Annotated in this window: 29 protein-coding genes and 1 tRNA gene; 15 read left to right on the top strand and 15 right to left on the bottom strand. The window is 66.4% G+C overall.

Annotated elements, in window-relative coordinates; genetic code table 11:
• Positions 1–140 precede the first annotated feature (140 nt).
• From AC5P67_RS11035 to AC5P67_RS10970, 14 genes are all read left to right on the top strand, one after another.
• Positions 141–695: a hypothetical protein gene (locus AC5P67_RS11035; RefSeq protein ID WP_111117997.1), complete on the top strand. Its 555-nt coding sequence runs from the start codon at positions 141–143 to the stop codon at positions 693–695.
• Entirely contained in the window at positions 692–1,282 is a 591-nt protein-coding gene (locus tag AC5P67_RS11030; RefSeq protein WP_012479303.1) for a phage baseplate assembly protein V, read from the top strand. Before AC5P67_RS11035 ends, AC5P67_RS11030 begins: the two co-directional genes overlap by 4 nt.
• 52 nt (positions 1,283–1,334) lie before the next feature.
• Positions 1,335–1,673 (top strand): GPW/gp25 family protein, encoded by a 339-nt coding sequence (locus tag AC5P67_RS11025; protein ID WP_005408332.1) that lies wholly within the window; start codon positions 1,335–1,337, stop codon positions 1,671–1,673.
• A 2-nt stretch (positions 1,674–1,675) separates the two neighbouring features.
• Positions 1,676–2,572, top strand: coding sequence for a baseplate assembly protein (locus AC5P67_RS11020; RefSeq protein WP_005412462.1), 897 nt, complete (start codon positions 1,676–1,678; stop codon positions 2,570–2,572).
• 223 nt (positions 2,573–2,795) lie between these two features.
• Positions 2,796–3,344 (top strand): phage tail protein I, encoded by a 549-nt coding sequence (locus tag AC5P67_RS11015; RefSeq protein WP_134948479.1) that lies wholly within the window; start codon positions 2,796–2,798, stop codon positions 3,342–3,344.
• Positions 3,345–3,351: 7 nt separating this feature from the next.
• Positions 3,352–5,319: a tail fiber domain-containing protein gene (locus tag AC5P67_RS11010; RefSeq protein ID WP_049397153.1), complete on the top strand. Its 1,968-nt coding sequence runs from the start codon at positions 3,352–3,354 to the stop codon at positions 5,317–5,319.
• A gap of 1 nt (position 5,320) precedes the next feature.
• A complete protein-coding gene (locus AC5P67_RS11005; RefSeq protein WP_012479299.1) occupies positions 5,321–5,980 on the top strand; it encodes a hypothetical protein in 660 nt (219 codons plus the stop codon).
• Positions 5,981–6,086: 106 nt separating this feature from the next.
• Positions 6,087–7,289 carry a phage tail sheath C-terminal domain-containing protein gene (locus AC5P67_RS11000; RefSeq protein WP_111193432.1) on the top strand — a complete coding sequence of 401 codons (1,203 nt, stop codon included), beginning with the start codon at positions 6,087–6,089 and terminating at the stop codon, positions 7,287–7,289.
• Positions 7,290–7,291: 2 nt separating this feature from the next.
• A complete protein-coding gene (locus AC5P67_RS10995) occupies positions 7,292–7,795 on the top strand; it encodes a phage major tail tube protein (protein WP_005412457.1) in 504 nt (167 codons plus the stop codon).
• An 80-nt stretch (positions 7,796–7,875) separates the two neighbouring features.
• Positions 7,876–8,166 (top strand): phage tail assembly protein, encoded by a 291-nt coding sequence (locus AC5P67_RS10990; protein ID WP_005412456.1) that lies wholly within the window; start codon positions 7,876–7,878, stop codon positions 8,164–8,166.
• A gap of 120 nt (positions 8,167–8,286) precedes the next feature.
• Positions 8,287–10,734: a phage tail tape measure protein gene (locus tag AC5P67_RS10985; RefSeq protein WP_111193433.1), complete on the top strand. Its 2,448-nt coding sequence runs from the start codon at positions 8,287–8,289 to the stop codon at positions 10,732–10,734.
• A gap of 2 nt (positions 10,735–10,736) precedes the next feature.
• The gene (locus AC5P67_RS10980) at positions 10,737–11,204 is read left to right on the top strand and encodes a phage tail protein (RefSeq protein ID WP_005408323.1); all 468 of its coding nucleotides are present in this window, start codon (positions 10,737–10,739) and stop codon (positions 11,202–11,204) included.
• The gene (locus tag AC5P67_RS10975; protein ID WP_005408322.1) at positions 11,188–11,403 is read left to right on the top strand and encodes a tail protein X; all 216 of its coding nucleotides are present in this window, start codon (positions 11,188–11,190) and stop codon (positions 11,401–11,403) included. The genes AC5P67_RS10980 and AC5P67_RS10975 overlap by 17 nt, the downstream gene beginning before the upstream one ends.
• A complete protein-coding gene (locus AC5P67_RS10970; RefSeq protein WP_049397149.1) occupies positions 11,394–12,467 on the top strand; it encodes a phage late control D family protein in 1,074 nt (357 codons plus the stop codon). The genes AC5P67_RS10975 and AC5P67_RS10970 overlap by 10 nt, the downstream gene beginning before the upstream one ends.
• A 30-nt stretch (positions 12,468–12,497) precedes the next feature.
• On the opposite strand, the gene AC5P67_RS10965 is transcribed toward AC5P67_RS10970, so the two are convergent.
• The 15 genes from AC5P67_RS10965 to AC5P67_RS10895 all read right to left on the bottom strand — a co-directional run bounded on the left by AC5P67_RS10965 (position 12,498) and on the right by AC5P67_RS10895 (position 24,599).
• Positions 12,498–12,878, bottom strand: a complete 381-nt coding sequence (locus AC5P67_RS10965; RefSeq protein WP_005408320.1) for a tautomerase family protein — start codon at positions 12,876–12,878, stop codon at positions 12,498–12,500.
• A gap of 233 nt (positions 12,879–13,111) precedes the next feature.
• Positions 13,112–13,186, bottom strand: a tRNA-Val gene (locus AC5P67_RS10960).
• 116 nt (positions 13,187–13,302) lie between these two features.
• Positions 13,303–13,656 (bottom strand): PilZ domain-containing protein, encoded by a 354-nt coding sequence (locus AC5P67_RS10955; RefSeq protein WP_046982794.1) that lies wholly within the window; start codon positions 13,654–13,656, stop codon positions 13,303–13,305.
• Positions 13,653–14,609 carry a DNA polymerase III subunit delta' gene (locus AC5P67_RS10950; protein ID WP_049397148.1) on the bottom strand — a complete coding sequence of 319 codons (957 nt, stop codon included), beginning with the start codon at positions 14,607–14,609 and terminating at the stop codon, positions 13,653–13,655. The genes AC5P67_RS10955 and AC5P67_RS10950 overlap by 4 nt, the downstream gene beginning before the upstream one ends.
• Entirely contained in the window at positions 14,606–15,271 is a 666-nt protein-coding gene (gene tmk / locus AC5P67_RS10945) for a dTMP kinase (RefSeq protein WP_049397147.1), read from the bottom strand. The genes AC5P67_RS10950 and tmk overlap by 4 nt, the downstream gene beginning before the upstream one ends.
• On the bottom strand, positions 15,268–16,329 hold the full coding sequence (gene mltG, locus AC5P67_RS10940) for an endolytic transglycosylase MltG (protein ID WP_005412449.1): 1,062 nt from the start codon (positions 16,327–16,329) through the stop codon (positions 15,268–15,270). Before mltG ends, tmk begins: the two co-directional genes overlap by 4 nt.
• Positions 16,330–16,454: 125 nt before the next feature.
• A complete protein-coding gene (locus tag AC5P67_RS10935) occupies positions 16,455–17,819 on the bottom strand; it encodes an aminodeoxychorismate synthase component I (protein WP_012479291.1) in 1,365 nt (454 codons plus the stop codon).
• 214 nt (positions 17,820–18,033) lie between these two features.
• Positions 18,034–19,296 (bottom strand): beta-ketoacyl-ACP synthase II, encoded by a 1,263-nt coding sequence (gene fabF, locus AC5P67_RS10930; protein ID WP_012479290.1) that lies wholly within the window; start codon positions 19,294–19,296, stop codon positions 18,034–18,036.
• 142 nt (positions 19,297–19,438) lie between these two features.
• Positions 19,439–19,678, bottom strand: coding sequence for an acyl carrier protein (gene acpP / locus AC5P67_RS10925; protein ID WP_005408313.1), 240 nt, complete (start codon positions 19,676–19,678; stop codon positions 19,439–19,441).
• Between the two features lie 152 nt (positions 19,679–19,830).
• On the bottom strand, positions 19,831–20,574 hold the full coding sequence (fabG, locus tag AC5P67_RS10920; protein WP_005408312.1) for a 3-oxoacyl-ACP reductase FabG: 744 nt from the start codon (positions 20,572–20,574) through the stop codon (positions 19,831–19,833).
• 82 nt (positions 20,575–20,656) lie between these two features.
• Entirely contained in the window at positions 20,657–21,601 is a 945-nt protein-coding gene (gene fabD, locus AC5P67_RS10915) for an ACP S-malonyltransferase (protein WP_197596551.1), read from the bottom strand.
• A gap of 256 nt (positions 21,602–21,857) precedes the next feature.
• Positions 21,858–22,640: a BUD32 family EKC/KEOPS complex subunit gene (locus tag AC5P67_RS10910; RefSeq protein WP_005408310.1), complete on the bottom strand. Its 783-nt coding sequence runs from the start codon at positions 22,638–22,640 to the stop codon at positions 21,858–21,860.
• A gap of 78 nt (positions 22,641–22,718) precedes the next feature.
• A complete protein-coding gene (locus tag AC5P67_RS10905; RefSeq protein ID WP_005408309.1) occupies positions 22,719–23,696 on the bottom strand; it encodes a beta-ketoacyl-ACP synthase III in 978 nt (325 codons plus the stop codon).
• A 91-nt stretch (positions 23,697–23,787) separates the two neighbouring features.
• Entirely contained in the window at positions 23,788–23,982 is a 195-nt protein-coding gene (gene rpmF, locus AC5P67_RS10900; protein WP_005408308.1) for a 50S ribosomal protein L32, read from the bottom strand.
• Positions 23,983–24,089: 107 nt separating this feature from the next.
• Positions 24,090–24,599 (bottom strand): YceD family protein, encoded by a 510-nt coding sequence (locus AC5P67_RS10895; RefSeq protein WP_049397145.1) that lies wholly within the window; start codon positions 24,597–24,599, stop codon positions 24,090–24,092.
• A gap of 113 nt (positions 24,600–24,712) precedes the next feature.
• On the opposite strand from AC5P67_RS10895, the gene AC5P67_RS10890 reads away from it, so the two are divergent.
• Entirely contained in the window at positions 24,713–25,282 is a 570-nt protein-coding gene (locus AC5P67_RS10890; protein WP_012479286.1) for a Maf family protein, read from the top strand.
• Positions 25,283–25,424: the final 142 nt, after the last annotated feature.

Here is a 25,424-nt window from a genome sequence, read left to right as displayed (position 1 = left end):
GCAGTGCCACTCCCACGCACTGAGCCTGCCGGATACGGCCACGCCTGCAATGCCACCCCACCGCGGTGATGGCAACACTGGCTGCAGACCGCGCGCGCCGCACGGGCCACGCACTTCTTTCCTTCCCTGCATGAGCTGACATGGCGAACGATCCCTTCCCTCCCACGCTCGATCCGCTGATTGCCGCGATCGAAGCCACGATCCGCGCACGCTTTCCCGGGTTTGCAAGCGTCGAGTTCCATCGCGAGGCCAACGCTGAGGGGATGCCCCTGCCGGCCTGTCTGCTGGCGATGACCCGCTGTGACCGCAGCAGGGACAACAATGATGGCAGTGGCCTGCTGCAGGCCACGCTTCGCTTCGAAGCGCGCATTGCGCTGCCGGCGACCGATGCAACCACAGCGCTGCAGCTGCGCAACGCGGCCCTCGCCCTGGCGACCTGGCTGCACCAGCTCGGCCGCTTCCCCGGCGTTGCCAGCGGTGCGATCGATGTGATTGCAGCATTGCCGGAAGACCCCGCGGCGGCACAGCCGGGCCTGCGCACCTGGATCGTCGAGTGGTCACTGCCGGTCGCGCTGGGCGACAACCCTTGGGACGACGCTGGCGGCGTGGTGCCGCAGGCGTGCTACAGCTTCGCGCCGGAGATCGGCCGCGTCCATGAGTCCCGCTACCAGCCATTGCCGGAGCGCGCACCATGAGCGCCGAACACGCGCGGTTGATCGGCAACCTGCTGATGATCGGTGTGGTACGCGAACTGGACGAGGCAAACGGACGCGTTCGCGTCGATGCCGACGGCATGCTTACCGACTGGATTCCCTGGCTGGAGCGCCGCGCCGGACCGGGCATGCGCAGCTGGTGCGCACCCGAACCCGGCGAGCAGGTCGTACTGGCGTGCCCCTATGGCGACCCGGGCCAGGCGCTGGTACTCGGCAGCCTGTACCAGGACCGCTTTCCGCCGCCGGCCGACTCGCGCCTGCGGCAGCGCACCGAGTTCGCCGACGGCAGCAGCGTCGAGTACGACCAGGAAACCACCACGCTCAACGTCCATGTCGGCAGCGGCAAGGTCATCGTCACCTGCGCGAATGCACAGGTGATCGCCAGCGAATCGATCGTGCTCGATACACCCTCGATCAAGGCCACCGGCGATCTGGATGTCAGCGGCGCGATCAGCGCCGGCAAGGACATCAGCACACCGGGCGAGGTCAAGGCCGGTGCCATCGGCCTGAAGGCACACACGCACACCGCACAGGGCCCAACCGCCCCGACCACGCCGGCCCAGGCCTGAGCGGCCACGCCTGCAATGCCCTGAAAAACCGCACTCCACGACGATAGAGGCCATGCGAGGAATCGACGCCAACACCGGCAAATCACTGGATGGGCTCGCCCATCTGCACCAGTCCGTGCGTGACATTCTCACCACGCCCCTTGGCTCCCGCGTACTGCGCCGCGAATACGGTTCACGCGTATTCGAACTGATCGATGCGCCGACCAACCGCTCGCTGCGCATGGACCTGATCGCGGCCACCGTCGACGCGCTGGCGCGATGGGAACCGCGTCTCCACGTCGAGAACGTCGACGTCTCCCTCCCCGCCCCCGGCGTGATGATCCTGGCAGTGACCGGGATCCACCTGCCGGACGGCGAGGCCATCACCATCGAAGGAATCGAGGTTCGCTAACCGTGGCATCCGGCTCGTTCACCAGTGTCAATCTGTCCCAGCTGCCTGCACCGGCGGTCATCGAAGTGCTCGATTTCGAAGCCATGTTCGATGAATCGCTGACCGCACTGCAGGCCCTGGATCCCACTTTCGACGCGCTGCTGCCGTCGGACCCGGCCTTCAAGATCCTGGAGGTCTGCACCTACCTGCGCCTGCTCGATCGCCAGCGTGTCAACGACGCCGCGCGTGGCGTGATGCTGGCCTATGCCGGTGGCAGCGACCTGGACCACCTCGCCGCGATCTTCGGCGTCGCCCGCCAGGTGCTCGACCCGGGCAGGCCGCAGGAAGGCATTCCACCGCGATATGAGAGCGATGAGGACTTCCGCCGCCGCATCCAGCTGGGCCCGGAAGGGTTCAGCGTGGCAGGGCCGGAAGGTGCCTATGTATTCCATGCGCTGAGCGCCGACCCGCGCGTGCTCGACGCCAGTGCGACCAGTCCCGCCCCCGGCGAAGTGGTGGTCTCGGTGCTGTCGCGCGAAGCGGATGGAACCGCCACCCAGGGCCTGCTCGACATCGTCGAGGCGAAGCTGAGCGCCGATGACGTGCGACCGCTGACCGACCACGTGCTGGTGAAGCCGGCCACGATCGTCACCTACTCGGTCGACGCCACGCTGTTCACCTTTGCCGGCCCGGATTCGCAGGTCGTGCTTGCCGAAGCGCGCACCCGCCTGGACCGCTACATCAGCGAGTCACATCGCCTCGGCCGCGATGTCACCCGTTCGGGGTTGTTCGCCGCATTGCATGCCGAGGGCGTGCAGCGCGTGGAGATCGTCCATCCGGCTGCAGATGTGGTGGTGGACCGAACCCAAGCCACCCACTGCGCCGGCGTGACTCTGACCCACGGCGGCACCGATGAATGAGCCGAGCACGCGCCTGATCAACGCGCGGCTGCGCGGCGCGATCGATGGCCGCAACCGCACCTTCCGCCACCCCGGCGGCGCGCTGGCGAGCCTGCAGGCGGTGTACCGCACCGATGCACGGGGGCGGCAGCCGCTGCAGGGCAGCGTCATTGAGGGCAGCCGGGTCACCCTGGCCGCTGCACCGGCGCCCGGCGAGGTCATCGATGGTGACGCCCAGGTGGTGGTGCCCTCGGCGGCGAACCTGCTGCCCGCCAACGCCACCCACGCCGAGCGCGCGCTTGCCCGCGCCATCGTTGCGCGTCCGTTGCCGGTGGACATCACCGCGCTGTGGGATGCCGACCGCTGTCCGACCGCACTGCTGCCCTGGCTGGCCTGGGCACTGTCGGTGGACGAATGGAAGGCCTACTGGCCCGAAGCGGTGAAACGCGCACGGGTGCGCACGGCCATCGCCATCCAGCGCCGCAAGGGCACCGCCGGCAGCGTGCGCGACGTGGTGGCCGCCTTCGGCGGCTCGGTGCTGATCCGCGAGTGGTGGCAGCTGCAGCCCAAGGGCGCGCCGCACACCTTCGAAGCGGTGATGACCATCGCCAACCAGGATGGCCAGTCCGCCACGGCGATGTTCGTCGAGGACGTCATCGGCGAAATCACCCGGACCAAGCCGGTGCGCTCGCATTTCACCTTTACCCAGGGCATGCAGGCCGACGCCGCCATCGGCGCACTTGCAGCCGCCCACGCCACGGCCTTCCGCCGCCTTCAACTGATCGGAGAGTAACCCCCGCATGCGCCTGAAAATCACCGATGCCGGCTTCGCCAAGCTGGTCAATCCGCCGAACACCGGCACCAACGCCGTCCTGATCACCCAGATCGGCCTGACCTCGACCGCCTTCGTGCCGTCGGCGGGGCTCACGGCACTGCCCGGCGAGATCAAGCGCGTCGCCACCTTCGGCGGCCAGGCCGTGGGCGATGACACCGTGCACGTCACCATCCGCGATGACAGCGCCACCTCCTACACGCTGCGCGGCTTCGGCCTGTACCTGGCTGACGGTACGCTGTTCGCCAGCTACGGCCAGGCCGATCCGATCATGGAGAAGTCGGCCGCATCGATGCTGCTGCTGGCCACCGACACACGCTTCAGCGGGATCGACACGACGCAGATCCAGTTCGGCGATGCCGGCTTCCTCTATCCACCGGCCACCACCGAGGTCGTCGGCGTGGTCGAGCTGGCCACCAGCACCGAAGCCGAAGATGCGACCGACACCCAGCGCGTGGTGACTCCGCGTGGCATGCGTGCTTACACCGACAAGCGCTTCGGCGCCAGCGCCCCGACCGCGCTGGCGAAGACACTGCTGTCTGCGGCGAACACCGCGGCGGCGCGCACTGCGCTGGAACTGAAGAGCGCCGCGCTGAAGGACACCGGGCATGGCAACGGCCTGGACGCCGACACCCTGGATGGCAAGCACGCCTCCGAGTTCGCCCTGGCCGGTGACTTCGCCACCGTGGGCCACAAGCATGTGATTGCTGATGTGACCGGGCTGCAGTCGGCACTGGATGGCAAGGCGTCCAGGGGCGGCAACACGTTCACCGACCAGCAGTTCATCAGCGGCACGTATCCGTTGCTGGGCTTCGGTGCCGCCGGTGCCGAGCAGTCCTTCATTGGTGGCTGGGCAAATTCCAGCCTGTGGCGCGTGTGGAGCGCGGACCGCAGCGCCAGCAGCGAAATCACCATCAAGCATGGCGACACGCCGCGCTGGAACGGCTCGCCGATGTGGCATGCCGGGAACTTCGCGCCTGAAGCGAAGATGGACAAGAGTGGCGGGACGTTCACCGGCGCGGTTTCCATCTCCAACAACTCGCTGCGCCTGTCCGGCTGGGGCAGCACGCTGACCGATGGTGTCATCTACTTCGGCACCGGTGACAGCTACATTTTCAAGTCAGGTTCCTCCTTCACCTTCCGCAATGTGGAGGGTGCCTATAGCGCAACGCTCAGCGCAGGCGGGAACATCTGGACCAGCGGCAACTTCGATCCCGGCGGGAAGATCAACAAAGCCGGCGACATCATGAACGGCACGCTGAACATGTATGTGGGTCAAGGCAGCACCCAGGTCGTGCACCAACGGTTCGGCTGGGGCAACAACGTGACCCGATGGGCGACAGCCATGGAGAGCGACGCCACACTTTCGCTTTACTCCTACGACTTCAATGGAGGAACTCCGACGCAGCGCGCGAGCTTCAGCAATGTCCAGTACCGGGAGAACACATTCGTCGGCGGCGTCACTTCCGCAGGTGGCAATGCCGCATTCATCATCAAGGACCGTGGGAACGCGAATCAAGAGTTCCACATCTACAACACGGACAACGTGTTCCGGATCTGGTCGTCCACTGCGCAAGTGGATCGACTGCAACTGAATGCCGCGGGGGCTCTCTGGACGGCCGGCGGCTTCGATACTGGCTCTTCGCGCAAGCTGAAAAACATCGAAGGCGCACTTCCGTATGGCCTGGCAGCTGTCGAACAGATGGAACTTGCAGCCGGCCACTACAAACCCGAGTACAACGACGACGGTCGCCGTCGCCTGTTCTTCGTCGCCGAGCAGCTGGCCGAACTGGTGCCGGAAGCGGTCGACCTGGAAGGCGTCGAGTTCCAGGGTGAGCGCGTGGCATCGGTCAAGCTCGACCAGCTGCTGCCGGTGATGGCCAAGGCCATCCAGGAACTGGCCGCTGAAGTGCGCGCACTGAAAGCGGAGCGCTGACATGCCCAGCGGATATCGCTCTTCCGGTGTCGACTTTGACGACCTGTTCGATCCGTACGTTGAAGGTCCACTGGCGCAGGATTCGGGCCGCCGTATCGGCGGCACCGACCTGAGCCGCCGCTATGCCCACATCCAGTACGGCAGCAAGCGTGCCGACGTAGGCCATCGCATCAACGGCATGGACGTGTCCAACCTGTGGGCGGCCCGCGGCAGCGCCACCTACAGGCTGCCATTCCATGGCAAGGGCTACTCGGCAAGCAATGGCGCCAAGACCAACTCCACCGGCTCCGTGTCGGCAACCGTCTCGATCCTGATGTATGCCGACGGCACCTATGCCATCCGCACGGGCGTCGCCGGTGGCGGCAATGGAGGCAGCTCGGTAGCAGCGTCAGGCCAGTGGCTTCCGGCAGGTGCAAGCGTTTCCGAGTACGAAGTGCAGATCACCGGCTCCTCGCCCGCCAAAGCCTCTTTCAGCACCAGTGCTCCCTCGTTCGTGCCGGCATCGGCTGGACCGTCGGCAGGCGTGTCGATCAGCGTCCCTGCCAGGTCCGCCAGCTACGAATCGGACAGCGTCAGCATTTCCGTCGCGCTGCGCCGTGCCGGAGGTATCGCCCAGGTTTCCACCTTCAGCGCCAGCGTCAGCGCCTCCGGCTGGGTCTGATCGATCAGCGGGCCACCGCTGCAATTATCCCGACCGCCACATTCTCCGAACATTACCCCGTCGCCTGCACAAGCCGGCACACACCCACACCGAGGAAGAACCCCGAATGACCGAATTTCTCCATGGCGTACAGGTCGTCAACATCGATACCGGTGCCCGATCGATTGCCATCGCCTCCAGCAGCGTGATCGGCATCGTCGGCACCGCACCGCTGGCCGACACCGAAGCGTTCCCCATCAACACGCCCGTACTGGTGACCTCGCCGTCGCAGGCCGCCAAGCTGTCGGCCACCACCGGCGCCGATGCGGGCACCCTGCCCGGTGCGCTCGACGCGATCTTCGACCAGTCCAGTGCCGTGGTCGTCGTCGTCCGCGTCGAGAAGGGCGCCAATGAAAGCGCCACCCTGGCCAACGTGCTGGGCGGCGTGAACGCCCAGACCGGCGCCTACGAAGGCGTGCATGCACTGCTGGCCGCCAAGTCCATCGTCGGCGTCAAGCCGCGCATCCTGGTAGCACCCGGCTTCACCCATGTGCACCCGGCCGACCCGGCCAAGCCGGAGGCCGTGCTGGCCAACCCGGTCGTCGCGGAGCTGCTCGGCATTGCCGACAAGCTGCGCGCAGTGATCATCAAGGATGGCCCGAACAGCAACGACGACGCTGCCAAGTCCACCGCCGCCCTGACCGGCTCCAAGCGCGTCTACGTGGTCGACCCCGCGCTGCTGGTGCAGTCCGGTGATGCCATCGTCACCCGCCATGCCTCCGGTGCCGTGGCCGGTGCCATCGCCCGCAGCGACAACGAGCGCGGCTGGTGGACGTCGCCGTCGAACCTGGAACTCAACGGCGTGGTCGGTACCGCGCGTGCGATCGACTTCGGCCTGTCCGATGCCACCAGCCGCGCCAACCTGCTGAACCAGGCCAACGTGGCCACGGTCATCCGCGAAGGGGGCTTCCGCCTGTGGGGCAACCGCACCACCAGCATCGATCCGAAGTGGCAGTTCCTGTGCGTGGTGCGCACCGCCGACATCATCGCCGACAGCCTGGAAGCCGCCCACCTGTGGGCCGTCGACCGCGGCATCAGCAAGACCTACGTCGATGACGTGCGCGAGGGCGTCAATGCCTTCCTGCGCGGCCTGAAGACCCAGGGCGCGATCCTCGGCGGCAACTGCTGGATCGACCCGGAACTGAACGCAGCGGACAGCGTGGCCCAGGGCCGCTTCTACTGGGACTTCGACTTCACTCCGACCTACCCGGGTGAGCAGCTGACCTTCCGCATGCACATGAACAACAACTACGTCTCGGAGATCTTCTAAGCATGGCGCGCAAGATCCGCAAAAACTTCAACTTCTACGTCGACGGCAAGGGTTATGCCGGCAGCGTGATGTCCTTCACCGCCCCCAAGCTGTCGCTGAAGACCGAGGACTTCCAGGCCGGCGGCATGCTGGCCCCGACCGAGATCGTGCTCGGCCATGAAAAGCTGACCGCCGATGTGGAGTTCGCCTCCGACGACGCGGAGATCATGAGCAAGTTCCACGTCATCGAAAGCAAGGAATACGGCTTCACCGCCCGCGAGGCACTGGAAGGCGACGACGGCGAAGTGACCCAGGTCGTGCACAACATGCGTGGCAAGGTGAAGCTGCTGGACCGTGGCGAAACCAAGGTCGGCGAGAAGGGCACGATCAAGGTCAGCCTGGCGCTGAGCTACTACAAGCTGACCCATGGTGCCCAGGTCGTGCAGGAGATCGACGTGGTCAACATGATCGCCCGCCAGGGTGGCGTCGACGTCCTGGCCGGCATCCGCGGCGCGTTGGGCATCTGAGCCCACGCCGCACCGAAGAACCCGGGGGCGCCTCGCGCCCCCGCATCCATCGCACCGCATCGCATTCCAGGAACGCATCCATGTCCAGCAAGACCAAGACCCCCACCGACACCGTCATCGAGCGCGATGGCTTCGCCGAGATCACCCTCACCCGTCCGCGCCAGGTCAATGGCATGGAAACCGCCGTGCTGCGCATGCGCGAGCCGACCGTGGAAGACATGGAGCGCTACCAGGACGACAAGGGCAGCGACGCCCAGCGTGAGGTGCGGATGATCGCCAACCTGTGCGAGATCTCGCCGGACGACGTGCGCAAGATGCCGTTGCGCGACTACGCACGACTGCAGGCAGGCGTCGCGCTTTTTACCACCTGACCCTGCCACAGATCAGGCAGGGAGTGCTCGCCCTGGCCGGTCATACCGGCTGGGGCCTGCGCGAAATCATGACACTGCGGGTGTCGAAGTTCATCTGGTGGATTCAGGGATTGCCGGTACATGGCCAGTAACGTTCAAACGACAACGATCACGATCGGCGGTGAGGTGTCCAAGTCGCTGAAGGACGCATTGTCCTTCGCCAATGATGGCGTGAAGCGCCTCGGTGATGAAGCCGGCAAGCTGGAGCTCAAGCTCGCCGCGATGAAGAAGTCGGGCACCGCATACACCCGCATGCGCGCGCAGGCCGATGCGCTGCGCGCCTCACAGGAAGCGCTGGAGCGTGTCGAAGCCAAGCGCACCGCCAACCTGGAGAAGCGCGAGAAAATCGGCGCCTCGTTCAAGGCAGCGCGCGGCACACTCGGCACCGCCGTCACCGCACTGGCCAAGCCGGTCGAGAACGCCTCCGGCTTCGCCCGCCAGAACCAGCAGATCGGCGTAGCGGCCAACCTCAGCCGCGCCCAGGTCAGCGCACTTGGCCAGGCGATCCTGGAACAATCGCGCGCAACCAACCAAGGCGCCGACGCGCTGCAGCGCTCGATCAAGCTGATGATCGACGCCGGCATGGATGCACAGTCGGCCCAGGCCAGCCTCGGTGCTGTCGGGCGGACCACCACTGTCACCGGTGCCAGCATCGATGATGTGGCCCAAGCTGCGGCCGCCCTGCAGCAGTCGTTCGATATCGATCCCTCGCGCATGCAGAACGCGCTGGACGTGCTGGTGGTGAACAGCCAGCAGGGCAGCCTGGGCCTGAAGGACATGGCCCAGGTGCTGCCGGTGCTGGGTTCCTCGTTCGAGGCGATGAAGCTGCAGGGCACATCGGCGGCGGCTACGCTGGGTGCGGCACTGGAAGCCACGCTGGACTCGGCAGGTGGCGCCGACAAGGCCGCCAGCAACATGAAGAGTTTCATGTCCGAGGTGCTCTCGCCGGACATTCAGGAGAAGGCCAAGAAGAGCCTGAACCTGGATCTGCGCAAGATCATCGGCGATGCACAGACCAGCGGCGGCAATCCCTTCGATGCTGCGATGCAGGGAATCATCCAGGCGACCGCGGGCGACCAGAAGAAGATCGGCACCCTGTTCAGCGATGCACAGGCGAAGAACTTCGTCCAGCCCATGATCGAGAACTGGGACACCTACATCCGTGTCCGCGACAAGGCCTTGAATGGATCGGCGGGTACCACCGATGCGGCCTATGCCGACGCGATGCAGACCGATCCGCAGAAGATCGAAGGCGCCAAGATCGCCGTGGACAACCTGTCCAAGGCGTTCGGTGCGGCGCTGCTGCCCGCGGTGGGCGAGGCCGCGGTCAAGCTGACCGAGCTGTTGAACGGGGTCACCTCGTTCGTGCAGGAAAACCCGAAGCTGATCGCCAACACCACGCAGATCGTGGTCGGCATGCTGGGCATGCGCACGGCGGTACTCGGCGCTCGCTATGCCTGGACCTTCCTGCAGGGCCCGATCCTGGGCGTTCAGAAGGCCTTCCAGCTGTTCCGGGGTGGCAACCTGCTTGCCCAGATGGGACGCTTCGGGCCGATGGCCATGCGCCTGGCATCGGGCTTCCGCATCGTCGCAACTGTCATTGGTGCCATCGGCGGTGGCCCCATCGCCGTTGCGGTCGCCGCCATCACCGCCGGCGCCCTGCTGGTGCGCAAGTACTGGGAACCGATCAAGGCATTCCTGGGCGGCGTCTGGGAAGGCCTGAGCGGTGCAGGCACCGCAGCGATGGGTGAACTGATGCGCGCGGTTGAACCACTGCGCCCCGCCTGGGAAGTCATGAGCGGGCTGATCGGCCAGGCCTGGGACTGGCTGTCGAAGATGCTGGAGCCGGCGCAGTACACCGGCAATGAATTGTCACGCGTCGCCCAGATCGGCTCGCTGGTGGGTGAGGCGCTGCTGACCAACTTCCGGCTGGTGATCCAGGTCATCGGCGGCGTGGTGGGGGCGGTGGTGTGGCTGGGCGAGATGCTCGGCACCGTCGCCGGCTTCATCAACGAAACCCTTGGCAACATCTGGGAGTCGATCAGCCAGAAGGCGACCGCAGCGTTCGACCGCATCCTGGAAAAGCTCAAGCCAGTCATCGAAGGCGTCGGCTGGTTCATGGACAAGCTTGGTGGTCGCGTAGGGGCTGCCAACGACAAAGCGCTGGAGGTCGCCGAGGGCGGGCTGCAGACCGCAGTGGGCGCCGCCAACATCTACAGCGGCATGAAGGCGCGCGGCGGTGGTGGCATCGGCGACATGGCGCGCGTTGCGTACGCGGTCGGCACCAACGACAACGATGGCCTGAACCGCCGCATGGCCGAGCTGAGCGGCGCGCAGGGACGCCGTGCGCCGGACATGCCCTCGCCCACGATGCGCGCACCGACCACCGTGCAGCAGCAGCAGACCAACCACATCACCATCCACCAGCAGCCAGGCGAATCCAGCGAGGCGGTGGCGCGCCGCACCGCCGACGAGCTGCAGCGTCGCAACGCGGTTGCCGCCCGTGGTGGCCTTGCAGACAGGAACTGAGCATGAAACGCGAATTCGTAACCGGCACTGTGGACAAGCTGCTGTCGCAGTTCAAAGCCAATGACTCCGGCAACGCCCCGGTCCTGCTGATGCTGGGCGGCTTCAAGTTCAGCCTCAACACCGCGGTCTTCCGGGAGATCCAGCAATCCAACGAGTATCGCTGGCAGGCGCAGGACCGCATCGGCCAGATGGCGGCCCTGCAGTACACCGGACCGGGCTCAGCCAGCATGACCCTGCCGGGCGTCATCTACTACCAGTTCCGCGGCGCCGGCAACGAGCTCTCACAGCTGCGCAAGCTGGCCGCGCAGGGCACGCCTCATCGACTGCTGACCGGCAAAGGCGGCAACCTGGGCCTGTGGGTCATCGAGAAGATCGATGCCACCGCCAGCGAGTTCACCGCCGACAGCGCGATCCTGAAACAGGAATTCACCCTTTCACTGCGGAAGCACAGCAATGGCACGAACGTATAGCACCCGCGACGGCGACGTCGTAGACCGTATCGCGTACGCGCATTATGGCGAGCAGTCACCGGCCATCCTGCGCGCGGTGTTCGATGCCAACCCGGGCCTGGCCGCACGCGGCCCGGTACTGCCTGCCGGCGTAGCGATCACCCTGCCGGAGGTGCAGCGCCCGGCCAGCGAGCGCAAGGGAGTCGCCCTGTGGGATTGAACATCACACCGGCCTTCCGCGTGGTGGCCAACAGCCAGGACATCACCGACAAGATCATGGCGCGCTTCAAGTCGCTGCGCATCACCGACGAGACCGGCAACACGTCCGACACGCTGGAACTGCAGCTGGCCGACCACGATCCGTCCGATCCGATCCAGCTGCCACCGGTTGGCGCGGAACTGGAGGCCTTCATCGGCTATGACGGCGAAGTGCGGCGCGTAGGCCTGTACATCTGCGACGAGGTGGAGATCTCCGGCTTTCCCGGCAGCATGACGCTGCGCGCCCGGGCGGCACCGTTCGAGACCAGCAAGGGGGGCAAGAGCGACCTGCAGACGCAGAAGACACGCACCTGGAAGAAGGGCACCACGATCGGCGACATGGTGCGACGCATGGCCGGCGAGCATGGGCTGAACGCAGCGGTGAGCGCATCGCTGGCGTCCATCGTGCTGCCGCTGACGGTGCAGTCGCAGGAGTCGGACATGAACCTGCTGCTGCGCCTGGCCAAACAGCACGATGCCATCGCCAAGCCCGGAGGCGGGCGCCTGGTGTTCGTGAAGCGGGGCGAATCCACCAGCGCCAGCGGCGAGCGCATTCCCGATGTCACCCTCACCCCGGCCGATGGCAGCGACTACCGGGTAAGCCTTGCCGCACGCGAAGATGCCGGTACCACCATTGCGTACTACCGCGACGTGCGCAGTGCCAAGCGCCAGGAAGTGAAGGTCGGCAGCGGTGAACCGATCATGCGCCTGCGCATGGCCTATGCCGACCGGGAGAGCGCAGAAGCGGCGGCGCGCGCCAAGCATCGCGAACAGGCACGGCAGACGCGGACGCTCAGCTACACCCTGCCCGGCCGCGAAACACTGATGGCCGAAGCCACCGTGGTGATGCAGGGGTTCCGCGAGGGCGTGGATGGCCAGTGGCTGGTCAAGCGTGCCGAGCACAGCATCGGCAGCGAGGGCTTTATCACCCGCATCGAATGCGAACAACCCAACAGCGCCGACGCAGTGAAAGCGGCCAGCAATGCCCCGGCCAGCGAAGGCGAACAGGTCGGCAGCGAAGTGTAGATTCACGCCATGCGTGGTGCTTTCCGCGCATCAACTCACGTACTGCGCCACGCCATTGCCGAACGACCAGTTCTCCTTCTTTACTTCAACAAGATTGATGAACACATCCTCGCGGCGGATGCCCACCGCCGCGTGCAGTCCATCGGCGATGCCGGCGTACAACGCCTTCTTCTGCTCCAGCGTACGCCCTTCGTTCCAGGTGATCTGGATGCAGATGAAATCGTCGGTGCGGTCCACCCCCAGATAGCCGGGGTCGTAGATCAGCGTGCCGGCGTCGTGCTGCTGGAAGATCTGGAAGCGGTCGTTCTCCGGCACGCCCACCGCGCGCATGGCCTGGTAGATGGCTTCGCCGACACGTTGCAGGTAGTCGGCGGATTTACCTTTGCGAAGATCGATGCGGGCGAGCGGCATGGTGGCACTCCAGGGAATGGGGGCACGGCACTGCCTCGAGAGTACGCCGGCCGTGAACCACGGAACAGCGCATGGATGGAATCCTGTGCCCGCATCGGTGAAGTGCGTCCCCCGAGCGCTTCGCGCGGTTGAGGGAGCCGGTGAGTCGCGCTTCCAACGATGCCGGAAGGCCGCGCTGATGGCCAGGCAACAAAAAAGCCCCCATTTCTGGAGGCTTCTTTCGTTCTGCAACATGGTGGGCGGTACAGGGATCGAACCTGTGACCCTTGCCGTGTGAAGGCAATGCTCTACCGCTGAGCTAACCGCCCGGTGTGTTGCTGAGCCGCTCATTATAGGGGCTTTTCAGAGGCCGTCAACAGTTTTTCACATTCGTGTTCACGGGTGTTTCGAGGTCGTCGCCGGGCATGGCCCGGCGCTACCGGAATCACATCGTATGGGTCGGCTTGTCCGAACCGGTCAGGCCGGCCAGCAGGGTCTCGATCTTGTGGCGTACGCCCTCGCCTTCGGCACCCTCGGCCAGCTGCACGCCGATGCCGGCGGTGCGATTGCCCTGCGCGCCGGCCGGGGTCACCCAGATCACCTTGCCGGCCACCGGCAGGCGCTCGCTGGAATCGGGCAGGGTCAGCAGCAGGAACACCTCGTCGCCGAGGAAGTAGCGCTTGGGCGTGGGCACGAAGATGCCGCCATTCTTCACGAACGGCATGTACGCGCTGTACAGCGCGGCTTTGTCCTTCACGGCCAGGGACAGGATGCCCTGGCGGGCGTTGCTGGCACTCATCGATTTCCCCTTGCGGCAGGCCGCTCGTTCACCTTGTTCCAGGCCAGCAGCAACTCGACCACCGCAAGGTCTGCACGCACCGTGGTGCGCAGCAGGTCGCGGGTGCGGTTGGCCGCATCGAACCAGGCTGCAAGCTTGTGCAATCGCTCCGGCGTGGTCAAGGCATCGGTGCTGGCCTGGGCCAGCGCCAGGTCGGCGGCAAAGCGCAGGCGCAGCGCCGCGTTGTCGTCACCACACCACTTCTGCGCCAGCTCCACCGCGCCGGTCTTGCCGGCGGCCAGCTGTTCCAGATCTCGACCGACTTCGCGGCGCAGGCTCAGGCCGTCTTCGCGCAGCCAGTTGTCGGCCTGGCCGGGATGGCCGCGGGCGGCCTCCAGCGCTTCGCGCGCCGATGCTTCGCTGTGGCCCTGCTGCTGCAGCCAGGCCAGCGCTTCGTGCTGCGGCGGCAGCTTGAATTCCAGGCGTTGGCAACGGCTGCGGATGGTCTGCGGCAGGCGCGCCGGGTCGCTGCTGATCAGCCACAGGTAGCGGCCGGGCTGCGGCTCTTCCAGCGTCTTCAGCAGCGCGTTGGCCGCCGAGCGGTTGATCGCATCGGCCGGGTCGACGATCACCACCTGCGCCACGCCGTACTGCGGGGTCAGCGCCAGCTTGTCGGTGATCTCGCGCACCTGCTCGATGACGATCTCGGTACGCAGCTTGTCGCCGCTCTTGTTCGGTATGAAGCTGACCAGCTGCAGGTCCGGATGGGTACCCGCAGCGATCAGCTGGCGCGTGCGCGTGGCATGCGCGGCATCACCGCGGGCCAGCACGTGGTCGGCCAATGCCAGCGCCACCTCACGCTTGCCCAGACCGGCCGGCCCGCAGATCAGCAGGCCATGGCCGAGGCGACCGGCATCGAGCGCGACCACGGTCTGGTCGAACGCGCGCTGCTGCCATGGCGAGAACGTGCTCATGCGCCTTCCCCGTCCTGCAGCCAGCGCTCGACATGCGCGACCACATCAGCGGCCACGCGCGCCTGCTCCTGGCCCGCATCAATCAACGCAAAGCGCTGCGGGTCCTGCTGCGCACGGCCGCGGAATACTTCGCGCACGCGCTGGAAGAAATCGTCCTGCTCGCTTTCGATGCGGTCCGGCCACAGGTCACGGCCATTGGCGCGTGCCCGGCCGACGGCCACGTCCACGTCCAGCAGCAGGGTCAGGCCCGGCAGCAGGCCCACCGCGCGGCGCTCCAGATCGGCAATCCACTGCGGATCGAGGCCACGGCCACCGCCCTGGTAGGCATAGCTGGAATCGGTGAAGCGATCACTCAGCACATAAGCGCCGCGCTGCAGCGCCGGCTGGATCACCTGGCGCACATGCTGCGCGCGCGCGGCGAACACCAGCAGCAGCTCGGCTTCGGCGCTGAGCGGTTCGGCGACGATCTCGGCATCGGGCTTCAGCACCAGGCCGCGGATGCGCTCGGCCAGCGGCGTACCGCCCGGCTCGCGGGTCAGTACCACCTCATGACCGTGGCTGCGCAGGCAGTCACGGATGGCATTGATGGCGGTGGTCTTGCCCGCGCCCTCGCCGCCTTCCAGGCTGACGAAACGCGGGTGGCGAAGCAGCGCGGGACTCATTGCGCCGGGGTCTCCTGGGTACGTTGCTGGCGCAGCTGCTGCAGGTAGCGGGCGACTGCGGCGTTGTGCTGGTCCAGGCTGGGCGAGAACACGTGCGCGCCGCTGCCATCGCCCACCGCGACGAAGTACAGCGCGTCGCCCGCAGCGGGTTGCGCGGCGGCCATCAGCGCATCGCGGCTGGGCATCGCGATCGGGGTCGGGGTCAGGCCGGCACGGGTATAGGTGTTGTACGGCGTATCGGTGGTCAGGTCGCGGCGGCGGATGTTGCCGTCATACGCGGCACCGAGGCCGTAGATCACGGTCGGGTCGGTCTGCAGGCGCATGCCGATCTTCAGGCGGCGCATGAACACGCCGGCAATCTGCGGGCGTTCGCTGGCCAGCGCGGTTTCCTTCTCGATGATCGAGGCCATCGTCAGCAGTTCGTAGGGCGTGTTGATCGGCAGGTCCGGCGCGCGGCTTTCCCACGCTTCGTCCAGCGCCTTTTCCATTGCGGCATGGGCGCGCTTGAGCACGTCCAGATCGCTGTCGCCACGCTGGTAGACATAGGTCTCCGGCAGGAAGCGGCCTTCCGGATGCTGGCCACCGAAGCCGAGGCGCTGCATCAGCGCGGCATCATCAAGATTGTCGGTGGTGTGCAGCAGCGGCTCGGCGCGCTTGAGCGCAGCACGCAGCTGGCGGATGTTCCAGCCCTCGACGATCGTGACGCGGTGCTGCAGCACCTTGCCCGCGCGCATGCGCAGCAACAGCTCGCGCGGGGTCAGGTCGGCGCTGAGCGCGTACTCGCCCACTTTCAGTTTGCCGGCGGCGTCGAGCTGGCGCGCCAGCAGCTGCCATTGGGTGTCCTGGCCCTCGTCCACGCCGGCATCGCGCAGCTTGCGCAGCACGCTGTTCATGCCATCGCCGCTGGCGATGACCATGCTCTCGGCAGTCGGGGTGATCGGGGCATCGGCGAAACGCGTCTGCTGGTAGAAGAACCACGCGCCCACGCCGGCCACGACGGCGCCCAGCACCACCACCAGCGTTACCACGAACAGACACCCGCGCTTGGCTCCCGCCATGGACTACCTCTGAACTCGATTCCGTCGTGCAGGATACCGTGCCGGTGGATTGGGGTCATGACCGGGGCCACGCAGCCGTGCCGACCAACGGTCGGCACCCACCGGAACAACGGCACCCGCCGGCACTACCCCTGCTGGCCCAGTGCGCGCAGCAGGCCGCGGGCCTTGGCGCGGGTCTCGTCCAGCTCCTTGTCCGGGTCCGAATCGACCACGATGCCGGCGCCGGTGCGGAAGCTCACCTCGTGGCCATCCACTTCGGCGGTACGGATCAGGATGTTCAGGTCCAGGTCGCCATCGCGGTTCAGCCAGCCGAACGCGCCGGTGTAGGCACCACGCGGCACCTGCTCCAGCTCGCTGATGATCTGCATGCAGCGCACCTTCGGGCAGCCGGTGATGGTGCCACCCGGGAACGTGGCGGCGATCACCTCGCCGGGCGTGACCTCCGGGCGCAGGTGGCCGCTGACGTTGCTGACGATGTGGTGCACGTGCGCGTAGCTCTCCACGGTCATCAGCTCATCGACCACCACGGTGCCCGGCAGGCAGATGCGGCCCAGGTCGTTGCGCTCCAGGTCGATCAGCATCACGTGCTCGGCGCGCTCCTTGGGGTGACCGACCAGTTCCTGGATGCGCGCGGCATCGTCGTCGCCTTCGAAGCGTGGACGGGTACCGGCAATCGGACGGGTCTGCGCATGGCCGGCGTGCACCGACACCAGCCGCTCCGGCGAGGAACTGACCACATGGCGGCCGTGCGCGCTGAACAGGCCGGCAAACGGCGCCGGGTTGGCACGACGCAGCTGTGCGTACAGCGCCTGCGGGCTGACCGGCGCAGCGAACTGCGCGTTCCAGCGCCGCGACAGGTTCACCTGGAACACGTCGCCGGCGCGCAGATACTCGATCACCCGGCGCACGCCATCGGTGAAACGCTGCGGCGCGTCCTCGCCGACCGCCTGCGGTGGCTGCCAGCCCTGCCCGGCTTCGGGCAGCGCGGCCGAGGCCAGTGCCACCAGCGCATCCAGCAATGCCTGCTCGCCGGCTTCGGCAATGACGAAGCTGGCCTCGTTGTGGTGGTCGTGCAGCACCGCGGCCGGGCAGCGCAGCGCCAGCGCGGTCGGGCGGCCATCCCCGCGAGCACGCGCCGGCAGCACCGGTTCGATCTGGCTGGCCACTTCGTAATCGAGCATCAACGCCCAGCCGCCGCGGAACGGCAGGCTGTGGCTGCCGTCATGCGACAGGCGCTCATGCTGCCAGGCGCGATCCAGTGCCTGCAGGAACGTGCCGGGCTGCACCAGGTCGTGCTGGTCGCGCACCTGGCCGTCGGCATCCAGCCGCAGGCCATCGCCCTGCGCGACCAGCAGCAGGCTCCAGCGGCCCTGGGCGGTGCCCGAGGCGGTGGATTCCATCAGCAGCGGGAAACGCGCCGGGTCGTGCTGCTGCAGGGCCAGCAGATCGATCGGGTGCGGCAGCGGGTGGATCAGCGGTGCGTGGGTCATGGCAGCCAGTTCGGGAGTTCAGATGCACGGAAGCCGCCTTGCGGCGGCTCCGTGGTGCACGGCGTTGATCCGTTTGTCGGATTGCCGATGGGTAGAGTCGACTGTCAGTCGACTGCTTTCCCATCAACGATCACCGCGGCGGATCGAAAGGCAGTCGACTGACAGTCGACTCTACCAATGCGACGTCGAGCGTGGCGCGACGTCGCAACACCACTCAGACGCGCTTGAAGATCAGCGTGCCGTTGGTGCCGCCGAAGCCGAAGCCATTGGACATCACCACGTCCACCTTGGCCTGGCGTGCTTCGTTCGGCACGTAATCCAGGTCGCAGCCTTCGCCCGGCTGTTCCAGGTTGATGGTCGGCGGAATGACGTTGTCCTGCAGTGCCATCACCGAGAAGATCGCTTCCACGCCGCCGGCAGCGCCCAGCAGGTGGCCGGTCATCGACTTGGTGGAACTGACCATCATCTTGTAGGCGTGGTCGCCGAAGGCGGTCTTCATCGCCATGGTCTCGCCCAGGTCGCCCAGCGGCGTGGAGGTGCCGTGCGCGTTGAGGTAACCCACCTGCTCCGGGGTCACGCCGGCGTCCTTCATGGCCATGACCATGCAGCGCGCGGCGCCTTCGCCGTTCTCGCTCGGTGCGGTCATGTGATACGCGTCGGAGCTGGCGCCGAAGCCGGCCAGTTCGCAATAGATCTTCGCGCCACGTGCCTTGGCGTGTTCGTACTCTTCCAGGATCAGGATGCCGGCGCCGTCGCCCAGCACGAAGCCGTCACGGTCCTTGTCCCACGGGCGCGAGGCCTGTTCCGGAGCATCGTTGCGGGTGCTCATGGCCTTCATCGCGCAGAAGCCGCCCAGCGCGGTCGGCGACGAGCCACGCTCGGCACCGCCGACCACCATCACGTCGGCATCGCCGTACTGGATCATGCGCATCGCGGTACCGATCGAGTGGTTCGAGGTCGCGCACGCCGAGACCGCCGAGAACGACGGACCCTTCAGGCCGGTGATGATGCTCAGCTGGCCCGGCAGCATGTTGATGATGGTCTTGGGCACGTAGAAGGGCGAGATCTTCTTGCCCTCGTGGAACTCGATGGTCTGCTCTTCGATGCCGAGCAGGCCGCCGATGCCGGCGCCGACGATGGCGCCGATGCGCTCGGCATTGGCGTCGGTGATCTCCAGGCCCGAATCATGCAGGGCCATGAACGAGGCACCGAGGCCGTAATGGATGAACGGGTCCATCTTCTTGGCATCCTTGCCGCTGACCCGGAACTTGCCGAACAGTTCATTGTCGGCGGTGATGTCGAATCCCTTGACCTCACCTGCAATCTTGGTGGTGAACCGATCCACGTAGGCATCAGCAACGTTGGTCAGCGGACCGATGCCCGAACGACCGTGGGTGATGCCTTCCCAGCTGCTGGCCAGATCATTGCCCAACGGCGAGACGATACCCAGGCCGGTTACGACGACGCGACGCTTCATTGCTGTTTCTCCTGACCCGGATGGTTTCTACGGGCAACTCGGTTTGCTTCGATGTGATGCTCAAACACACGGGGCCGCAACAGCGGCCCCATGGGGTGCGGTGCGCGGCGAGGATGACCCGCGCGCGCACTGCCGTCTGACATCAGGCCTTGACGTGGGCCTTGACGTAGTCGATGGCGGCCTGCACGGTGCTGATCTTCTCGGCTTCTTCGTCCGGGATCTCGCACTCGAATTCTTCTTCCAGGGCCATCACCAGCTCGACGGTGTCCAGCGAGTCAGCGCCCAGGTCATCGACGAACGATGCGCTGTTGGTGACTTCTTCTTCCTTGACGCCAAGCTGTTCGACGACGATTTTCTTGACGCGTTCTTCGATGGTGCTCATGGGATCTCGCTCCAGATGGAGTTGTGGTTCAAAAGTGGTCGCCATCAAAGGCGATGGCCGTGGGATAGTGTAGTGGAAACCGGCGCGGCCTTGCATCGCAGCAAAAACCTCAGCAGATCAACCACTTGCGGCGCAATCCCTGCGCCCCTTGCTTACGGCATGTACATGCCACCGTTCACATGGAGGGTTTCGCCGGTGATGTAACCGGCAGCCGGGCTGGCCAGGAAGGCCACCGCATGGGCGATGTCCTCCGGCGAACCCAGGCGTTCGAGGGCGATGTCGTTGATCAGCGCGGTGCGCGCTTCTTCCGGCAACGCCTTGGTCATGTCGGTGTCGATGAAGCCGGGAGCAACCACATTGACGGTAACACCGCGCGAACCGATTTCCTTGGCCAGCGACTTGCTGAAGCCGATGATGCCGGCCTTGGCGGCCGCGTAGTTGGCCTGGCCGGCATTGCCGGTCACGCCCACCACCGATGCGATGTTGATGATGCGGCCCTTGCGTGCCTTCATCATGCCGCGCATCACCGCCTTGCTGGTGCGGAACACGCTGGTCAGGTTGGTGTCGATGATCGACGCCCAGTCCTCGTCCTTCATGCGCATCAGCAGGTTGTCGCGGGTGATGCCGGCATTGTTGACCAGGATCGAGATCGGGCCGAACTCCTTGGCGATGCCGTCCAGCACGCTGTCCAGCGCGGCAGCGTCGGTCACGTTCAGTGCACGGCCGTGGCCACCGTGGGCGGCCAGGCGCTCACCAATCGCGGCAGCGCCGGATTCGGTGGTGGCGGTGCCGATGACGGTGGCGCCCTGGGCGGCCAGCAGATCGGCGATGGCGGCACCAATGCCACGGCTGGCGCCGGTGACCAGTGCGATTTCACCCTGCAGGGGCTTGCTCATGATGTTTTCCTCAGGCTGGGGCGGCCGCCGTACCCGTACCGCGTGCAGCGGCCACCGGTACGGTCGGCAGGAACAGGGGGAGTCAGGCCGACCATGCCTCGCGGGCGGCTTCGAAGTCGCCCGGGGTGGCCAGTGAACGGCCGTCGATGGCCTTGTCGATGCGCTTGACCAGGCCGGTCAGCACCTTGCCCGGGCCGCACTCGGCGATCCGGGTGATGCCGCGGCCGGCCAGCGCCTGCACGCACCCGGTCCACTGCACCGGCTGGTACAGCTGCTGGACCAGCGCGGTACGGATCGCGTCGATACCGTCATGCACCTGGGCATCCACGTTCTGCACCACCGGCAGCTGCGGTGCCTGCCAGGACAGGCCGGCCATCACTTCGGCCAGACGGTTGGCGGCTTCGCGCATCAGCGGGGTGTGCGAGGGCACGCTCACGGCCAGCTTGACGGCCTTGCGCACGCCCTTCCCGGCCAGCAGCGCCAGCGCGCGGTCAACCGCATCTGCGTCGCCGCCGATCACGATCTGGCCCGGCGAATTGAAGTTGGCCGGCACCACCACCTGGCTGCCCGCGGCTTCGGCGCAGACGTCCAGCACCAGCTGGTCTTCAGCACCGAGCACGGCGGCCATGGCGCCGACACCGGCCGGTGCGGCTTCCTGCATCAGCTGGCCGCGCAGGCGCACCAGGTGCGCACCGTCATGCAGGCTCAGCGCGCCAGCGGCGACCAGGGCGGTGTACTCGCCCAGGCTGTGGCCGGCCAGCACCGACGGGCGCGGACCGCCCACGGCGTTCCAGACGCGCCACACGCCGATGCTCGCGGCCAGCAGGGCCGGCTGGGTGTATTCGGTACGGTTGAGCATTTCCTCCGGGCCACCCTGGGACAGCGCCCACAGGTCGACGCCGGCACCATCGGATGCTTCGGTGAAGGCTTCACGCACCTGCGGGTGCAGTTCGGCCAGCTCGGCCACCATGCCCACAGACTGCGAGCCCTGGCCGGGGAAGACAAAAGCGAGGGTGGATACGGTCACGCGGTCATCCGCTTGTTGCAATCGAAGCGGGCCATGATAAGGGCGAATCCGCTGTGTCGTCTGTACGTGCGCGTATGCAGGCGTATGGAGCGCCGCCGCGGGACAACCCCGCATCCGGTGCGGTGCCCCGCCCAGGTAGAGTCGAGTGACAGTCGACTGCCCTTCGATCAGCCGCTGAAAACCTGCGCTGCGCGCGGAAGTCGACTGACAGTCGACTCTACCGCAGCGCCAACCTGCCAGCAGCGCGAACCTGCCATCAGCAGAACAGCTGCAGCACGTCCAGGTCGCCGTCGGCGAGGAAGTCCACGCACAGGCCCACCAGCATCAGTACGCCCGCCGTGCTGGCGCCATGGGCGATGAAGATCGAATGCGCCAGCGCGCGCGCTGAACGGCCCAGCTTCATGCAGACCCGGGCCAGGCTGCGCAGGCGGCCGCTGACCGCGTGCACGTGTTCGCGCACAGGCGCCTGGGCCTCGCCCATCGCCTCGGCCATCATCGCCTGCAGCTGCTCGGGGCGGTCGGCGTAGTACTTGGCCACGCCGTAACCGAACATCAGCCAGTCGCGGGCCTGCGCCTCGGACAGATCCATCACTTCCAGCGGATCTTCCTCGAAGTCGATGAAGCCCACCTTCTGCCCATCCCAGGTGAGGTTGCGCGGCAGCGGCTGGCCGAAATAGGCGCCGCGCGCATGCGCTTCGGCGATGGCCTGCATGGCCGCCATCACCAGCCGGTCGCGGCCGGCCTCATCGGCCTGGCGCAGGCAGGTATTGAACGAGCTGCCGTTGTCACCGATCACCAGCGCGGCGTGGCCGCTGCCCAGCACGTCGGGCACGTTCACGCCTTGCGCCTGCAGTTCTCCCAGGCGACGGGCTTCGGTTTCTCGCGCGGCATCACCACCACGGTGCGGCGGTGGCCGCAGGGCGTCCAGATGGAAACGACGGGCAACGAAATTGAGCAGGCCCAGGGCCACTGCGCGGCTTCCCTTGCCGTACTGCTTCAGCCAGGCGCGCTGCCCTTCGATGACGATGGGCTCAACCATGACGTGTACTCCTTTAAACGCGTTACGGCCCCAGAGGGGCCGTAACGACAAAACTTCACATTGTCGTAACTTGCACTATCAATAGCGCAGCAGGGCCGAACCCCACGTGAAGCCGCCGCCGAAGGCTTCCAGCAGCAGCAGCTGGCCGCGCTCGACGCGGCCCGAACGCACCGCGGCGTCCAGCGCCAGCGGCACCGAGCCGGACGAGGTGTTGCCGTGCTTGTCGACAGTCACCACCACCTGGTCCATCGACATGTCCAGGCGCTTGGCGGTGGCTTCGATGATGCGCAGGTTGGCCTGGTGCGGAATCAGCCAATCCAGGTCGGACTTGTCCAGGCCATTGGCAGCCAGGGTCTCGTCCACGACCGAGTCCAGCGCCTTGACGGCGTACTTGAACACGTCGTTGCCCTTCATGTTGATGGTGCCGCCACCGTTGGCACCGTCCTTGAAGCCGGTCGAGACGCCCACCGGGTTCCACAGCAGCTCCTTCTTGCTGCCGTCGGCATGCAGGTGGGTACTGAGGATGCCGGTTTCCTCGTCGGCCTTGAGCACGACGGCGCCGGCGCCATCGCCGAACAGCACGCAGGTGGTGCGATCGTTCCAGTCGACCATGCGGGTCAGCGTTTCGGTGCCGATCACCAGCACATGCCTGCAGTCGCCGGAACGGATGAACTTGTCGGCCACGCCCAGCGCGAACACGAAGCCCGAGCAGGCGGCGTTGACGTCAAAGGCAGGGCACCCCGCAACACCGAGCTTGGCCTGGATCAGGCACGCGGTGGAGGGGAAAATGAGGTCGGGCGTGGTCGTACCGACCACGATCATGTCGAGCTGCGAAGCGTCGATACCGGCCGCTTCAAGTGCGCGCAACGCGGCCTGGTAGCCGAGGTCGCTGGTGGTTTCGCCTTCGGCCGCGATGTGCCGTTCACGAATTCCGGTGCGCGACTGGATCCACTCATCCGAGGTTTCGACCATTTTTTCCAGGTCGGCGTTGGTCAGGACTTTTTCCGGCAAATAGCTACCGGTGCCCGCGATCCTCGAATAGATCCGCTTGCTCATCATGTTTCCTGTTGCGCGGGCCGCCGATCACCGGCACGCCCGGGAAAGAAGGCAAAGGCCGCTGCCCGGGGGCAGCGGCCTTCCCGGCACATCAATCTTCTTCGACGGCCGAGGTCTTGGTCTGGATGACCTTCTTGCCGCGGTAGAAACCGTCGGCAGTGATGTGGTGACGCAGGTGCACTTCGCCGGTGGTCGGGTCGGTCGACAGCTGCTTGGCGCTCAGGGCGTCATGCGAACGGCGCTGGCCGCGGCGGGACGGGGTAACACGGGATTTCTGCACAGCCATGGGATTGCTCCAAACTCGGTTCGTTTTGCTTCGTCGTATCGTCGCGCAGGACGCCAGCGCCCAGCACACTTTCGCTTTCGCCGCAGCCGCCGACGACAATCCGGCTGCTATTGTTTCTTCAATGCCGCCAATGCCGCGAACGGATTGGCCTTCTTTGCTTCTTCTTCGCTCGGCGCCCAGTCCTTGTCGACTGCTTCACCGTCGGGCGACAGCGGAACCACCGGCACCGCCAGCACCAACTCGTCTTCGACCAGGTCCAGCGGACGCAGCTGGCCGTCTTCCGGCACCAGCAACGCCTCGTACTCCTCCGGCAGGGACGATTCCTCGTCCTCGTCGCGGATCAGGCCAAGCCTCTGGGTCACCTTCACCGGCAACAGGAATCGCTGCATGCTGCGCTGACAGGTCAGCGGCAACGCGGTGTCGATGGTCAGTTCCACATAGGATACCCGCAGGACTTCGTCGCGACCGAATTCAAGCGAGTAGGAACACTCGCCGTCGGTATCTGCGACCAGCCCCTGCAGGCGGGTCAATTCAGCCAGGGAGACCTGGCCGTCGAAGCGCCTTCGCGCTACGACCATCCGCCAAGCATCCAGCGATTCGGGCACGTTCGCGGACATAAGCCGCTGAATACTAAGGATCGGGGGGGCTGCTGTCAAATGCCCGCCATACAGCACTTGCTGCTGGCGCTGCGCACAGGCCAGACTGCCGCACCCTGCCCCGGTATTCTCGCATGTCACTGGTCCTGGCCTCCACCTCCCGCTACCGCCGCGAGTTGCTGCAGCGGCTGGGCCTGCCCTTCGACTGCGCGCGCCCGGAGGTGGATGAAACCCCGTTGAACGGTGAGACGCCGCTGGCCCTTGCAACGCGCCTTGCCACGGCCAAGGCAACCGAAGTCGCCGCCCGCCACCCCGGCGCCTGGGTGATCGGCTCGGACCAGGTGGCGGACCTGAACGGGCGGCCGCTGGGTAAACCGGGCACGGCCGGGGCGGCCTGCGCGCAGCTGGCGGCGATGTCCGGGCAGACAGTACGCTTCCACACCGCCATCAGTCTCACGCGAGACGGAGAATCATTCAGTGCCGTGGATTTGACCGAGGTCCGTTTCCGCGCGCTGGGCCAGGAGGAGATCGCACGCTACGTGGCCACCGAACAGCCCCTGGACTGCGCCGGCAGCTTCAAGTGCGAGGGCCTGGGCATCAGCCTGTTCGAAGCGATCGACAACCGCGACCCGACCGCGCTGATCGGCCTGCCGCTGATCGCGCTGTGCGGGTTGCTGCGCCAGGCAGGGTTCGCGGTGCCCTGAAGGCGACACACTGACTGCCGGCACCGATCGCGGAAACAGGCCGGACATGGGCCGGGTAGGACCTGAGCCGGGTAGCGTCGACTGTCAGTCGACCATCGCGCCCAGCGCGGGGTTTTGCCGGCGGCTGGAAGAGCAGTCGACT

It is taken from the genome of Stenotrophomonas sp. YJH_SMC_21 (assembly GCF_059369555.1).
The sequence above is the reverse complement of the archived record's forward strand: the minus strand, read 5'-3'. Positions and strand labels throughout refer to the sequence as shown.